The organism is Streptomyces sp. NPDC111656, assembly GCF_055656965.1.
This window is the reverse complement of the sequence record NZ_JBVKCA010000037.1, coordinates 37,043-51,525: the sequence shown is the minus strand read 5'-3', so window position 1 is coordinate 51,525 and position 14,483 is coordinate 37,043. Positions and strand designations below refer to the sequence as shown.

12 protein-coding genes and 1 riboswitch are annotated in these 14,483 nt (G+C 71.7%); of the genes, 9 read left to right on the top strand and 3 right to left on the bottom strand.

The features are described from left to right. The first annotated feature begins 139 nt into the window (after positions 1–139). From ACZ7M3_RS49500 to ACZ7M3_RS49485, 4 genes are all read left to right on the top strand, one after another. On the top strand, positions 140–1,480 hold the full coding sequence (locus ACZ7M3_RS49500) for a M16 family metallopeptidase (protein WP_472072945.1): 1,341 nt from the start codon (positions 140–142) through the stop codon (positions 1,478–1,480). Continuing rightward, positions 1,477–2,865, top strand: a complete 1,389-nt coding sequence (locus ACZ7M3_RS49495) for a M16 family metallopeptidase (RefSeq protein ID WP_452970589.1) — start codon at positions 1,477–1,479, stop codon at positions 2,863–2,865. The genes ACZ7M3_RS49500 and ACZ7M3_RS49495 overlap by 4 nt, the downstream gene beginning before the upstream one ends. A 246-nt stretch (positions 2,866–3,111) precedes the next feature. Further along, a riboswitch (cyclic di-AMP (ydaO/yuaA leader) is annotated at positions 3,112–3,272 on the top strand. 12 nt (positions 3,273–3,284) lie between these two features. Continuing rightward, on the top strand, positions 3,285–4,049 hold the full coding sequence (locus ACZ7M3_RS49490) for a M23 family metallopeptidase (protein ID WP_472072943.1): 765 nt from the start codon (positions 3,285–3,287) through the stop codon (positions 4,047–4,049). Between the two features lie 211 nt (positions 4,050–4,260). After that, a complete protein-coding gene (locus ACZ7M3_RS49485) occupies positions 4,261–4,956 on the top strand; it encodes a GntR family transcriptional regulator (RefSeq protein WP_472072941.1) in 696 nt (231 codons plus the stop codon). Between the two features lie 181 nt (positions 4,957–5,137). Here ACZ7M3_RS49485 and ACZ7M3_RS49480 read toward each other — a convergent pair whose 3' ends face one another. Beyond that, positions 5,138–5,419 (bottom strand): HPr family phosphocarrier protein, encoded by a 282-nt coding sequence (locus tag ACZ7M3_RS49480; RefSeq protein ID WP_054229914.1) that lies wholly within the window; start codon positions 5,417–5,419, stop codon positions 5,138–5,140. 178 nt (positions 5,420–5,597) lie between these two features. Between ACZ7M3_RS49480 and ACZ7M3_RS49475 the strand changes: the two genes are divergently transcribed. The 4 genes from ACZ7M3_RS49475 (at position 5,598) to ACZ7M3_RS49460 (ending at position 11,051) form a co-directional block, all read left to right on the top strand. Beyond that, positions 5,598–8,417: a bifunctional acetate--CoA ligase family protein/GNAT family N-acetyltransferase gene (locus tag ACZ7M3_RS49475; RefSeq protein WP_472072939.1), complete on the top strand. Its 2,820-nt coding sequence runs from the start codon at positions 5,598–5,600 to the stop codon at positions 8,415–8,417. 149 nt (positions 8,418–8,566) lie between these two features. Next, entirely contained in the window at positions 8,567–9,154 is a 588-nt protein-coding gene (locus tag ACZ7M3_RS49470; protein WP_179436417.1) for a DUF5998 family protein, read from the top strand. Further along, a complete protein-coding gene (locus tag ACZ7M3_RS49465; protein ID WP_054229917.1) occupies positions 9,154–10,341 on the top strand; it encodes an alkaline phosphatase family protein in 1,188 nt (395 codons plus the stop codon). Before ACZ7M3_RS49470 ends, ACZ7M3_RS49465 begins: the two co-directional genes overlap by 1 nt. A gap of 62 nt (positions 10,342–10,403) precedes the next feature. After that, entirely contained in the window at positions 10,404–11,051 is a 648-nt protein-coding gene (locus ACZ7M3_RS49460; RefSeq protein WP_472072937.1) for a thymidine kinase, read from the top strand. Positions 11,052–11,071: 20 nt separating this feature from the next. Here the strand turns inward: ACZ7M3_RS49460 and ACZ7M3_RS49455 are convergent, their stop codons facing one another. Continuing rightward, positions 11,072–11,875, bottom strand: a complete 804-nt coding sequence (locus ACZ7M3_RS49455; RefSeq protein WP_472072935.1) for a VOC family protein — start codon at positions 11,873–11,875, stop codon at positions 11,072–11,074. Between the two features lie 324 nt (positions 11,876–12,199). Here ACZ7M3_RS49455 and ACZ7M3_RS49450 point away from each other — a divergent pair, with 324 nt between their 5' ends. After that, positions 12,200–13,051, top strand: coding sequence for a sulfurtransferase (locus ACZ7M3_RS49450; protein ID WP_355424599.1), 852 nt, complete (start codon positions 12,200–12,202; stop codon positions 13,049–13,051). Positions 13,052–13,136: 85 nt separating this feature from the next. On the opposite strand, the gene sepH is transcribed toward ACZ7M3_RS49450, so the two are convergent. Then, positions 13,137–14,225: a septation protein SepH gene (gene sepH / locus ACZ7M3_RS49445; RefSeq protein ID WP_351312692.1), complete on the bottom strand. Its 1,089-nt coding sequence runs from the start codon at positions 14,223–14,225 to the stop codon at positions 13,137–13,139. Positions 14,226–14,483 lie beyond the last annotated feature (258 nt).

The window sequence follows — 14,483 nt, the reverse complement described above, 5'->3', positions numbered from 1 at the left end:
AACGGAAGTCCGGCCTCCCACCTCAGGAATTCTCGCTCTCGGCGTACGAGGTGCGGGAACTTCGCCACCTGTCGGCGCGCTTGCATACAGTGGCAGGACCGGCAGGAATTCTGCAGTTTCCGCGATCGAAGGGACGTACATGCCCATGGGTCACACGGCCACAGCTGAGGCAGGCTCCGGCGGCCTGACAGCGACCGAGCACCGCCTGGCCAACGGCCTGCGCGTGGTGCTCTCCGAGGACCATCTGACCCCGGTCGCGGCGGTGTGCCTCTGGTACGACGTCGGCTCACGGCACGAGGTCAAGGGTCGTACCGGCCTTGCTCACCTTTTCGAGCACCTGATGTTCCAGGGCTCCGGCCAGGTGAAGGGCAACGGCCACTTCGAACTGGTGCAGGGCGCGGGCGGCTCCCTCAACGGAACGACCAGTTTCGAGCGCACAAACTACTTCGAGACGATGCCCACCCACCAGCTGGAGCTCGCCCTCTGGCTGGAGGCCGACCGCATGGGCTCGCTGCTCGCCGCGCTCGACGACGAGTCCATGGAGAACCAGCGGGACGTCGTCAAGAACGAGCGGCGGCAGCGCTACGACAACGTGCCCTACGGCACCGCTTTCGAGAAGCTGACCGGGCTCGCCTACCCCGAGGGCCACCCGTACCACCACACCCCGATCGGGTCGATGGCGGACCTGGACGCGGCGACCCTGGAGGACGCCCGCGCCTTCTTCCGCACCTACTACGCGCCGAACAACGCGGTGCTCTCCGTGGTCGGGGACATCGACCCGGAGCAGACGCTCGCCTGGATCGAGAAGTACTTCGGCTCCATCCCCGGGCACGACGGCAAGCCCGCCCCGCGCGATGGCTCGCTGCCCGCGGTCATCGGCGAGCAGCTGCGCGAGGTCGTCGAGGAGGAAGTCCCGGCGCGCGCCCTGATGGCCGCCTACCGGCTCCCGGAGGACGGCACGCGCGCGGCCGACGCGGCCGACGTGGCGCTCACCATCCTCGGCGGCGGCGAGTCGTCCCGGCTCTACAACCGGCTCGTACGCCGCGACCGCACCGCCGTCGCGGCCGGGTTCGGCCTGCTGCGGCTCGCCGGAGCGCCCTCCCTGGGCTGGCTGGACGTGAAGACGTCCGGTGACGTCGAGGTCCCGGTGATCGAGTCCGCCGTCGACGCGGAGCTCGCCCGGTTCGCCGAGGAGGGCCCCACGGACGAGGAGATGGAGCGCGCCCAGGCCCAGTTGGAGCGCGAGTGGCTGGACCGGCTGGGCACGGTCGCGGGCCGCGCCGACGAACTGTGCCGGTACGCCGTCCTGTTCGGCGACCCGCAGCTAGCCCTGACGGCCGTACAGCGCGTCCTGGACATCACGGCCGAGGAGGTCCAGGAGGTCGCAAAGGCCCGCCTGCGCCCCGACAACCGCGCGGTGCTCGTGTACGAGCCGGTCGCTGCCGACACCACCGAAGAGGACGAGGAGGCGGCGAAGTGACCGAGCTCGCCACCATGGACTTCCACCCGCAGCCCCAGGCGGGCCGGCCCAAGCCCTGGGCCTTCCCGGCGCCCGAGCGCGGCACGCTGGACAACGGCCTGACCGTGCTGCGCTGCCACCGCCCCGGCCAGCAGGTCGTCGCCGTCGAGGTGCTGCTCGCCGCGCCGCTGGAGGCCGAGCCCGCGGGCCTCGACGGCGTCGCCACGATCATGGCGCGCGCCTTCTCCGAGGGCACCGACAAGCTCTCCGCCGAGGAGTTCGCCGCCGAGCTGGAGCGCTGCGGCGCCACCCTCGACGCGCACGCCGACCACCCCGGCGTACGGCTGTCGCTCGAAGTGCCCGTCTCGCGCCTGCCCAAGGCGCTCGGGCTGCTCGCCGACGCCCTGAGGGCACCGGCGTTCGCGGACAGCGAGGTCGAGCGGCTGGTGCGCAACCGGCTCGACGAGATCCCGCACGAGACGGCCAACCCGGCCCGGCGTGCCGCCAAGGAGCTCTCCAAGGAGCTGTTCCCGGCGACCTCGCGCATGTCGCGCCCGCGCCAGGGCACCGAGGAGACCGTTCAGAAGATCGACTCGGCGGCCGTACGCGCCTTCTTCGACAAGCACGTACGTCCCGCCACGTCCGCCGCCGTGATCGTCGGCGACCTGACCGGCGTCGACCTCGACGCGCTGCTCGCCGAGACGCTCGGCGACTGGACCGGTTCGTCCGCCGAGCCGCGCCCCGTGCCGTCGGTGGCCGCCGACGACACCGGCCGCGTGATCATCGTGGACCGCCCCGGCGCGGTCCAGACGCAGCTGCTCATCGGCCGCGTCGGCGCCGACCGGCACGACCGTGTGTGGCCCGCCCAGGTGCTCGGCACGTACTGCCTCGGCGGCACCCTCACCTCGCGCCTGGACCGCGTCCTGCGCGAGGAAAAGGGCTACACCTACGGTGTGCGGGCATTCGGCCAGGTCCTGCGCGCCGCGCCGGACGGAACCGGTATCGCGATGCTCGCCATCAGCGGCTCCGTGGACACCCCGAACACCGGCCCGGCCCTCGACGACCTCTGGAAGGTGCTGCGCACCCTCGCCGCGGAGGGCCTGACGGACGCCGAGCGTGACATCGCCGTACAGAACCTGGTGGGGGTGGCGCCCCTCAAGTTCGAGACCGCGGCGGCCGTCGCGGGCACGCTCGCGGACCAGGTCGAGCAGTACCTGCCGGACGACTACCAGGCGACGCTGTACCAGCAGCTCGCCGCGACCGGCACCGTGGAGGCTACCGCGGCCGCCGTGAGCGCCTTCCCGGTGGACCGTCTGGTGACCGTCCTCGTCGGCGACGCCGCGCAGATCCAGGAGCCTGTCAAGGCCCTCGGAATCGGTGAAGTGACCGTCGTTCCGGCGGAGTAGAGGTTCAACGGAGCGTGACTCCGTGGGGCCCGGGTGACTGCAGAGTCGCCCGGGCCCCTTTTTGATCGGGTTTTCGCTCGGGTTCTCGCTCGGACTTCACCCCCAAGATGTCCGTATTGGTAGGGAGGTTGCCCGTCTGCCCTGTGGCATGCACTACAAAAGCCGTGATCCGTTTGTTGATTGAAAGACGCCCCGTCTAGCGTCGGTGCGGCTGTTCGTCAGGCAGTGCGCCGCGCCCGCGGCACCGGACAGTCATCGCCGAGTCCCCGTACGGCGCGAGCCAGGGGAGCCGGGGACCCACACGTAGTCCCTGGGGTGAATCGGACGCCCTCCCTGGAGGGAGTCCGTAGGAGACCTTCCTGCTCCGAACCCGTCAGCTAACCCGGTAGGCGAGAGGGAAGGAAAGGATCAGCCCCTACATGGCGTTCACCTGTGGCCCCGGGAAACACCGCCGTCCGAGCCGCGTGAAGCGCTCCACCACGAACGCCGTCGGCGTCGCCGCGCTCACCACCACCGGTGTCATCGGAACCCTGGCCGCCCCGGCACTCGCCGCGGACGCCTCCGTCGAGCAGACCGGGCTGACCCAGGCCGTCACCCTCGGCGACGACGTCGCCGCCCAGATCGACGCGCAGGCCGCCGCCCAGCAGCGCGCCGCCGACGAGGCCGCCGCGCGCAAGAAGGCCGAAGAAGCCGCACGCAAGAAGGCCGCCGAGGAGGCGAAGAAGGAGCGCGAGGCCAAGGAGCGTGCCGCCCGCGCCGCCGAGCGCAAGCGCCTCAACACCTTCGTCCTGCCGATCACCGGCTCGTACATCTCCACCGGCTACAAGACCGGCGGCAGCCTCTGGTCCTCCGGCAGTCACACGGGCGTCGACTTCCACGCTGCCTCCGGGACCTCGGTCCACGCGGTCGGCTCCGGCACGGTCGTCACGGCCGGCTGGGGTGGCGCGTACGGCAACCAGATCGTCCTGAAGATGCACGACGGCACCTACACGATGTACGGCCACCTGTCGTCCATCGGTGTCTCCGTGGGTCAGACGGTCACCCCGGGCCAGCAGATCGGCCTCTCCGGCTCCACCGGGAACACCACCGGGCCGCACCTCCACTTCGAGGCCCGTACGACGGCGGAGTACGGCTCCGACATGGACCCGGTCGCCTACCTCCACTCGCACGGCGTGAACGTCTGACGCTCGCACACCCCGAACGCCTGACGACCGGCGTCAACACTTCCGAAGCCCCGGCTCCCCCAGTCGGGGCTTCGTCGTTTCGAACGGCTGTCTGTCCAAAAAATATCCATGGATTCCGGCCCGCCATCGGAAATTCCGGTTCTCTGCAATAGAGTCGCTGAACAAGCGTCAATCGACCGCGTTTCGCGGGGATTAAGGCGGAGGTCCGGTCATGCGCATTCCCGCGCACTCGGTATGCACGGCGATCCGTGACGACATCGTCGCGGGTGTCTACGAGCGCGGCAGCCGGCTCACCGAGGAACTGCTCGCGCGACGCTACGGCGTCTCGCGGGTCCCCGTGCGCGAGGCCCTGCGCACGCTGGAGGCCGAGGGCTTCGTCGTCACCCGTCGGCACGCGGGCGCGTGCGTCGCGGAGCCCACCGAGCAGGAGGCCGCGGACCTGCTCGAGATGCGCATGCTCCTGGAGCCGCTGGGCGCCGCGAGGGCCGCGCAGCGGCGTACCGAGGCGCATCTCAAGGTGCTTCGAGGTCTGGTCAGACTGGGGCAGGAGCGGGCCAGGAGGGGGAACAGCGAGGATCTGCGCTCGCTCGGCGGCTGGTTCCACGAGACCCTCGCGCAGGCCTCCGGGAGCCCCGCGTTGACCTCCACGCTGGCCCAGTTGCGGCACAAGATCGCCTGGATGTACGCGGTCGAGGCGCCGGCCAATCCGGCGGAGTCCTGGGCGGAGCACGGCGGGATCGTGGACGCGGTGGCGCGCGGCGACAGCGAGCGGGCGCGGGCCGTAACGGCGCTGCACGCCGAGCGTGCGACGGTCGCGCACCGGCTGCGTTTTCCCGGCGGGGGAGATCGTCCGGAGCGTGTGAGGACTTCGCAACGTCCCGTAAACATGACGGGCGTGCGTCATTAACACCGGCACCGTATACAAAGAGGGGTAATTCGAGGGGGATTATTTCTGCTGCCCGCAATGGGGAAAAGCGAAGGGCCCGCCCGATGTTTTCGGGCGAGCCCTTCGAATGCGTGCGGGGCGGGGTCTCTTGGTGCGAAGACCACTCCCGCCATCAATTGAGGAACCCCGATCGAGGGCTCTTTCAGACGGTCTCGGGGAGCTCCTCGAGACCCTCCGCCACCAGCTTCGCCAGCCGGTCGAGCGCGGCGTCCGCGCCCTCGGCGTCGGAGGCGAGGACGATCTCCTCGCCGCCCTGGGCGCCCAGGCCGAGGACCGCCAGCATGGAGGCCGCGTTGACGGGGTTGCCCTCCGCCTTGGCGATCGTCACGGGGATACCGGAGGCCGTGGCCGCCCGGACGAAGATGGAGGCGGGACGGGCGTGGAGGCCCTCGGCCCAGCCGACGTTGACGCGGCGCTCAGCCATGTGATGCTGCCCTTCAGGTGTTCAGGGTTGTCTAGACCAGTGTTCCACAACGTGAAGCGAGTCCGGGCGGGGTGTTGTTCCCGTCCCGAACTCCGCGTCGGATCCCGGCCTGGATCCGACTTCGGTGCCCCCAGCCTGCCTCGCGCCGTTGTCGGACGCGAGCCGTACTCTGGGGCCCATGCAGACCTCGTCGGACCGGCACGAGTACCCCTCCCACTGGGAGGCCGACGTGGTGCTGCGCGACGGCGGCACCGCCCGCATCAGGCCCATCACCGTCGACGACGCCGAGCGGCTGGTGAGCTTCTACGAGCAGGTCTCGGACGAGTCGAAGTACTACCGCTTCTTCGCGCCCTACCCGCGCCTGTCCGCCAAGGATGTCCACCGCTTCACGCACCACGACTTTGTGGACAGGGTGGGACTCGCGGCCACGGTCGGCGGCGAGTTCATCGCCACCGTACGCTATGACCGTATTAATGCTGATGGTCGGCCCGCCTCGCTACCCGCGGACGAGGCCGAGGTCGCCTTCCTCGTGCAGGACGCCCACCAGGGGCGCGGCGTCGCCTCGGCCCTCCTGGAGCACATCGCGGCCGTCGCCAGAGAGCGCGACATCCGCCGTTTCGCCGCCGAGGTACTGCCCGCGAACACCAAGATGATCAAGGTGTTCACGGACGCCGGGTACCAGCAGAAGCGGCACTTCGAGGACGGCGTCGTACGCCTGGAGTTCGACCTCGAACCCACCGACCGCTCGCTCGCCGTGCAGCGTGCGCGGGAGCAGCGCGCCGAGGCGCGGTCCGTACAGCGACTGCTCGCGCCCGGCTCGGTCGCCGTCATCGGAGCGGGCCGCACCCCCGGCGGGGTGGGACGCAGCGTCCTCGACAACCTGCGCGAGGCCGGGTTCACCGGGCGGCTGTACGCCGTGAACAAGGCACTCCAGGAGAAGGAGCTCGGCGGCGTCCCGGCCCACCGCTCCGTCCGCGACATCGCCGAGCCCGTCGACCTCGCGGTCGTCGCCGTGCCCGCGCCGTACGTCCCCGAAGTCGTCGCGGAGTGCGGCGAGCACGGGGTGCAGGGCCTCGTGGTCGTCTCCGCCGGGTACGCCGAGAGCGGCCCCGCCGGACGCGAGCGCCAGCGCGCACTCGTCCGCCAGGCGCGCACGTACGGGATGCGCATCATCGGACCGAACGCCTTCGGGGTGATCAACACCTCACCCGAGGTGCGCCTCAACGCCTCGCTCGCGCCCGAGATGCCGCGCCCCGGGCGGATAGGTCTGTTCGCCCAGTCCGGCGCGATCGGGATCGCGCTGCTCTCCCGGCTGCACCGGCGCGGCGGCGGCGTCACCGGTGTGACCGGAGTGTCCACCTTCGTCTCCTCCGGGAACCGGGCGGACGTGTCCGGCAACGACGTACTCCAGTACTGGTACGACGACCCGGACACCGACGTAGCCCTGATGTACCTCGAATCCATCGGCAACCCGCGCAAGTTCACCCGGCTCGCCCGGCGGACGGCGGCCGCCAAGCCGCTGGTCGTGGTCCAGGGCGCGCGGCACGCCGCCGCTCCCCAGGGGCATGCCGTACGGGCCACCCGGCTGCCGCATGCCACCGTGTCCGCGCTGCTGCGGCAGGCCGGGGTGATCCGGGTCGACACGATCACCGAGCTGGTCGACGCCGGGCTTCTGCTGGCCCGCCAGCCGCTCCCGGCCGGCCCCCGGGTGGCGATCCTCGGCAACTCGGAGTCCCTGGGGCTGCTGACCTTCGACGCGTGCCTCGCCGAAGGACTGCGACCGCTTCCTCCGCTGGATCTGACCACGGCGGCCTCGGCGGAGGACTTTCACCGGGCGCTGACGAAAGCCCTCGCCGATGACAGGTGCGACGCCGTGGTGGTGACCGCCATTCCGGCGGTGGGGGAGACGTCGGCCCAGGACACGGCCCTGGCGGAGGCCCTGCGATCGGCCTCGGCCTCGGCCCCGGCGAAGCCGGTGCTCGTGGTGCACGTCGAGCTCGGCGGGCTCGCGGAGGCCCTGTCGGCGGCGGCCAGCACCGCACCACAGGCGGCGTCCACCGCACCCGGCGCGAGCCAGGCACCCCGTCCCGCCGAACGCCCGGCCACCACGGTCAGCGGCCCCTCGGAGGCGAGCCCCCGGCTCATCCCCGCCTACCCCGCCGCCGAGCGCGCCGTCCGCGCCCTCGGCGAGGCCGTGAAGTACGCCCAGTGGCGGCGCGAGGTGGCGGACCCCGGCAAGGTCCCCGAGTACGAGGACATCGACGAGAAGGGCGCCGCCGAGCAGATCGACGACCTGCTCTCCCGGGGCTCGGGCCTGACGCTCGCCCCCGAGGACGCCTGCGTGCTGCTCGGGCGGTACGGCATCGACGTACACCGGGCACTGCCCGCGCCGACACCCGACGAGGCCGCGGCGGCCGCGCGCACCCTCGGTTACCCCGTGGCCCTCAAGACCACCGCACCGCACCTGAGACACCGCGCCGACCTGGGCGGCGTACGCCTGGACCTGACGGACGAGACGCAACTGAGGAGGGCGTACACGGAGTTGACCGACCTCTTCGGAACGCCGGAAGTGCTGCGCCCGGTCGTGCAGGGCATGGCGCCGCGCGGGGTCGACACAGTCGTACGCGCCGTCATTGACCCGGCGGCCGGAGCGGTGCTCTCGTTCGGCCTGGCCGGAGCCGCGTCGGAGCTGCTCGGGGACACGGCACACCGGCTGGTACCGGTCACCGACCGGGACGCGAGCTCGCTGGTCCGGTCGATCCGGACGGCGCCGCTCCTGTTCGGCTGGCGTGGCTCGGCGCCGGTCGACACCTTGGCCCTCGAAGAGCTGATGCTGCGCGTCTCGCGGCTGGTCGACGACCACCCGGAGGTCGTCGCCGTCTCCCTGGAGCCGGTGGTGGTCGCCCCGCGCGGCCTGAGCGTGCTCGGCGCCACCGTGCGGCTGGCCCGCGCCCCCGCCCGCGACGACCTCGGCCCCCGCACGCTTCCCGTCGTCTGAGCCCCGCCGGTCCGGTGGCCCGTACCGTGCCGACCCGTCGTCCGAGCCGTACCGGCGCCCGCCGCCGTCGACGATTCGTTCTGATCCGTCCACGACAGACACCCGCGAGCGGTGCCTCGCAGTCAGTGGGCCACCGTAGGATGGACGTCATGGCCAAGACCAGTACGACGACCCAGGGGCTGCGAGCGGCGATCGAGCGCAGCGGCTACTACCCGGCCCTCGTGGCCGAGGCGGTGGAGGCCGCGATCGGCGGCGACACCATCCGGTCGTACCTGGTCCACCAGGAGACGACGTTCGACGCCAACGAGGTGCGCCGGCACGTGACCGTGCTCGTCCTCACCGGCAACCGCTTCATCGTGAGCCACACCGACGAGCAGAACGCGGACACGACCTCACCGACGCCGTACGCCACCACCTCGACCGAGTCCGTGAAGCTCGGCCGGATCTCGTCGGTCGTCGTCAGCCGGGTCGTCGCCAACCCCGAGTCGTACACGCCGGGCGCGCTGCCCCGCGAGGTCGTCCTGACCATCGGCTGGGGCGCGGTCTCCCGCATCGACCTGGAGCCCGCGGCCTGCGGCGACCCCAACTGCGAGGCGGACCACGGCTACACGGGCAACTCGACGGCGGACGACCTGAGCCTGCGCGTCAGCGAGGCCGGGGACGGCCCGGAGACGGTGCGCCAGGCCCTCGCCTTCGCGCAGTCCCTCTCCGAGGCGACCGCGGACATCACCCGCTGATGGCGCTGCCCACCTGGGACCACCCGGAACCGCTGGCCATCGATTCCGCGCCCGTCCCCGAGTACGGCGCGGGCTCGCTCGCCGATCTGCTGCCCACGCTCGCCGCCGGCATGGGCGTCCCTGGCATGACCACCGCCATACCGGAACTGACCGAGGCCGACCGGAACTGCGTCTTCCTGATCGACGGCCTCGGCTGGGAGCAACTGAAGGCGCACCCGGACGAGGCCCCCTTCATGAGCTCCCTCCTCGGCAGCTCGCGCGGCGGCACCGGCCGCCCGATCACCGCCGGCTACCCGGCGACCACCGCGAGTTCCCTGGCCTCCGTCGGCACGGGCCTGCCGCCCGGCGCGCACGGCCTGCCCGGCTACACCGTGCGCAACCCGAGGACCGGCGAGCTGATGAACCAGCTGCGCTGGAGTCCCTGGACGGAACCCCGCGCCTGGCAGCCGTACCCCACCGTCTTCCAGCTCGCGGACGCGGCGGGCGTGCACACGGCCCAGGTCTCGTCCCCGACCTTCCAGAACACCCCGCTCACGAAGATCGCCCTGAGCGGCGGAACGTTCCACGGGCGGCTGTCCGGCGAGGAGCGCATGGACCTCGCGGCCGAACAACTGGCTGCCGGTGACCGCTCGTTGGTGTACACCTACTACGCCGAGGTGGACGGCAAGGGCCACCGCTTCGGCGTCGACTCCGACCCCTGGCGCGGTCAGTTGATGTACGTCGACCGCCTGGTCCAGCGCCTCGCGGAGCAACTGCCCCCGCGCGCGGCGCTGTACATCACCGCCGACCACGGCATGATCGACATCCCCTTCGACGAGCAGCACCGCATCGACTTCGACGAGGACTGGGAGCTGCGCGCGGGAGTCGCCCTGCTGGGCGGCGAGGCCCGGGCCCGGCATGTGTACGCCGTCCCGGGGGCCGAGGCGGACGTCCTGACCTGCTGGCGCGAGGTCCTCGGCGAGCAGTTCTGGGTGGCTTCACGCGACGAGGCGATCGCGGCGGGCTGGTTCGGGCCGCAGGTCGACGAACGGGTGTACGCCCGGATCGGCGACGTCGTGGCGGCGGCCTGCGACGACGTCCTGATCGTCGCGACCGAGCGGGAGCCGAAGGAGTCGGCGATGGTCGGCAACCACGGTTCGATGGCACCGGTGGAGCAGCACGTTCCGCTCCTGGAAGTACGTACCTGACCCCTGCCCGCCCGTCTCTCCTCCGCCCGCCTCCCTTCTTGCCGAAAGGTGCTCAACTCCCCATGCCCGAGCTGGTGTTCTTCTCCGGAACGATGGACTGCGGGAAGTCGACGCTGGCTCTCCAGATCGAGCACAACCGCTCGGCCCGGGGCCTGCAGGGCATGATCTTCACGCGCGACGACCGCGCGGGGGAGGGCAAGCTCTCCTCGCGCCTCGGCCTGGTCACGGACGCCGTGGAGGTCGCGGACGACCAGGACCTCTACGCGTACCTCGTCGACCACCTCTCCCAGGGCGGCCGGGCGGACTACGTGATCGCGGACGAGGCGCAGTTCCTGGCCCCCGGCCAGATCGACCAACTGGCCCGGACGGTCGACGACCTGGGGATCGACGTCTTCGCGTTCGGCATCACCACCGACTTCCGCTCCAAGCTCTTCCCCGGCTCCCAGCGCCTCGTCGAACTCGCTGACCGGGTCGAGGTCCTCCAGGTCGAGGCCCTGTGCTGGTGCGGCGCCCGTGCCACCCACAACGCCCGCACGATAGGCGGCGAAATGGTCATCGAGGGCGCCCAGGTGGTCGTAGGCGACGTCAATCAGGCGGAGGACATCGGCTACGAGGTTCTGTGCCGTCGACACCACCGGCGCCGGATGACGGCGGCGACGGCCCGCGCGGGCGCCCTCTCGCCCGACGTACTGCCGATCGCCTCCGCCTGACTCTCAGCGCGCTGCGTGCGTCATCGCTCGGTGCGGATCACCGAGAACACCGCGCCCTCCGGGTCCGCCACCGTGGCCACCCGTCCGTAGGGCGAGTCGTGGGCCGCCTTGAGGAGGTGTCCGCCGAGGTCGGTGACCTGGGCGACGGCCTCGTCCACGTCCGCGACCTCGAAGTACGTCAGCCAGTGCGGGCCGCGGTCGCGGGGCAGGCCGTGGCCGACGCCGTGCATGCCTGCCACCGGGCGGCCGTCGATGTGCAGGGTCATGTAGTCGAAGTCGGCCGAGACGACCGGCTCCGGCTCGTGTCCGAAGACCCCCTGATAGAACTTGACGACGCTCTCGGTGTCGCGGGTCACCAACTCGATCCAGGCGGGGGTGCCGTGCACCCCGTGGAGCGCCGTTCCCAGATGCGCCGCCGCCTGCCAGACCCCGAAGACGGCGCCCGTGGGGTCCGAGGCGATCAGCAGCCGCCCGGCCTCTCCGGCGTCCAGGGGACCCACGCCCACGGTGCCGCCGCAGTGCCGTACCGACTCGGCGGTGTGGTTCACGTCCTCCGAGGCGAAGTACGGCGTCCAGGCGATCGGCAGATGCCGGTCGGGTGGCATCTGTCCGATTCCCGCCACCTCGTGGCCGTCGAGCAGGGCCCGCGCATACGGGCCGAGCTGCCGTGGGCCCGGCTGGAACTCCCAGCCGAACAGCTCTCCGTAGAACTCCTGGGTCGTGGCCAACCCGTGCACCATCAGGCTCACCCAGCAGGGCACGCCGGGCGCGTGTCGAGCGTTCGTGGTGCCGTTCGGGCCGGCCGGCTCCCGTGCCTCCGTCATCGTCACTCTCTTCTCGGCCCCTCGCGGTGGCCGTTCACCTTCCGCCTACCAACACGCGTACCGCAATCGCGCGCGTGTACGCCCCGTGCCGATGCTCGCACCACCCGTCACCCTGCGCGCCCCGGCGGCGTCATCGTGTAGTGGTCCACTGCCGGAGAATGCCCGATGAGCCGTTTCCCATCCGTTTCCGCGCGATTGCCGGGGAGTGTCCATCGGCTGTACAGCATGTGCCCGATCCAGTACGCCTGGTGATCGGACCTGTCCGGCCGAGCAGAGTAGCCGGACCTGGACGCCGGGGCCACCCCGTACGCAAGGATGGTGGCCATGAACGCCATCATCTCCGCATCCGAACTCGCGAGTGACCTGGTGGGACCGAACCCGCCGGTCGTGCTCGACATCCGCTGGCAGCTCTCCATGGCGACGGCCGCCGGGGCCGCCCCCTTCGACGGCCGGGCCGCCTACGCGGCAGGGCACATCCCCGGCGCGGTCTTCGTCGACCTGGATGCCGAACTGGCCGGGGAGCCGGGCGAGGGCGGCCGCCATCCGCTGCCCGACCTGGAGGCCTTCGGCGAGGCGATGCGGGCCGCCGGGGTGTCGGCGGACCGGGATGTCGTCGTGTACGACGGTGGCGTGGGGTGGGCCGCTGCGCGGGCCTGGTGGCTGCTGGGCTGGACGGGGCATCCGTCGGTGCGCGTGCTGGACGGCGGGCTGGCCGCCTGGAGCGGGCCGGTGTCTTCGGAGGTCCCCGAGCCCGCCCCCGGAACCTTCGAGCCGGTCGCGGGCGCTCGGCCGCTGCTGGACGCGGACGGGGCCGCCGCGCTCGCCCGTACGGGGCTGCTGCTCGACGCCCGGGCCGGGGAGCGCTATCGGGGCGAGGTCGAGCCGATCGACCCCGTGGGCGGGCACATCCCGGGCGCGGTCTCGGCGCCGACCACGGAGAACGTCACGGAAACCGGCGAGTTCCGGCCATCGGGCGAGCTCGCGGAGCGCTTCAAGTCCCTCGGCGTGACCGGCACTTCGGAGGTCGGCGTCTACTGCGGTTCGGGCGTGTCCGCCGCTCACGAGGTACTGGCACTCGCCGTCGCGGGCATCCCGGCCGCGCTGTACGTGGGTTCCTGGTCGGAGTGGTCGAGGGACCGCGGCCGTCCGGTCGCGGTGGGCCCCGACCCCCAGTAACGGCGAGTCGCGGTGGGCCCCGCCCCCGAGCAACGGCAAAGGGGCCCGCTCCAGCGTGGCGCGGGCCCCGATGTCGTACAACTGACTAGTCCTGCTTCTTTCGTCGCGTCCCGAAGACGATCTCGTCCCAGCTCGGGACCGCCGCTCTGCGGCCCGGGCGGACGCCGTCGGCCTCGGCCTGGCGGTCGGTCGCGCCGACGAGACGGTCGCGGTGGCTGCCGACCGAGCGGGGCATGAGCACGTCCGCGTAGGCGGATCCGGCGCCGGCCGAGGCCGCGGGGGCCGGGGGCTCCTCCGCCTCGGGCTCGGTGGGTGGCTCCTCCGTCGCCGGGAGCTCCGCGGCGGCGGGTCGCTCGGGCACCACCATGTCGCCCCGGAAGCTGGGCACCGCTTCCAGGAGGCTGGTGAGCGAGTCGCGGTCGCTCACGCTCTCCTCGATCGGCTCGGGGGAGGGCCCGGGCAGGCTCGGGCGCTCCATCTGCCGGTCCAGGGCACGGTCCAGCGGGCGGTCGCGCGGCAGCCGTGCGATGCGTGGGACGAACGGGAAGCTCGGTTCGGGCGCCGCGAGGTCGTCGGACTCGCCGATCAGCGAGCGCGCCTCGTCGTCGACGGCCTGGACGAGCCGCCGGGGCGGGTCGTACGTCCAACTCGCCGAGTGCGGCTCGCCCGCGACCCGGTAGACCAACAGCACTTCCCACGTGCCGTCGTCACGACGCCACGAGTCCCACTGGACGGTGTCCTTCTCGGCGCCCCGGATCAGCAGCCGTTCCTGGACGGCCTCACCGAGCTGGGGTCCGGCGTTCTCACCGGGGCGGCGGACAGGAGTCTTCCGGGCCCGCTCGGCCATGAAGGCACGCTCGGCGAGCACGGGGCCCTCGAAGCGACGCACCCGGTCGACGGGAATTCCCGCGAGCTGGGCGACTTCCTCCGCGGAGGCGCCGGCACGTATCCGCGCCTGGATGTCTCGGGGGCGGAGATGGCTCTCCACCTCGATCTCGATCTGGCCGAGGCGGGGACGGTCGCCGCGAACAGCGGCGCGCAGACGCTCGTCAATCGGAAGCGTGTACTCCGTGCTGTCCGCAGCCTTCAGCACCAGCCGTGTGCCGTCGTTAGAGACGGCCACGACACGCAGTTCGGGCATGGGGACCTCCCGGGTGGTGCCTGCCGACGTCACGTGCGTCGCTGCTTCCGCTAGTCGAGTGTGGCCTGCCCGGGTGCAGCCTGCCACAACCTTGCCGAGTTGCCCGGCGTGTCGGGCACGGGCCCGGGGTCGCCGTTATGGCACGGTTACCTATTCGCAACGCTAAGTGACGAACTCCATCACCCTGTGCAACGAGCCCCCTCCCGGCGGTCCTGTCAGGCCCCGGACACCCTGGCGGGAGTCCGGACCCAGGGCTCGCAACAGTACTCCATTCGGGCCATGTGCGTGGAT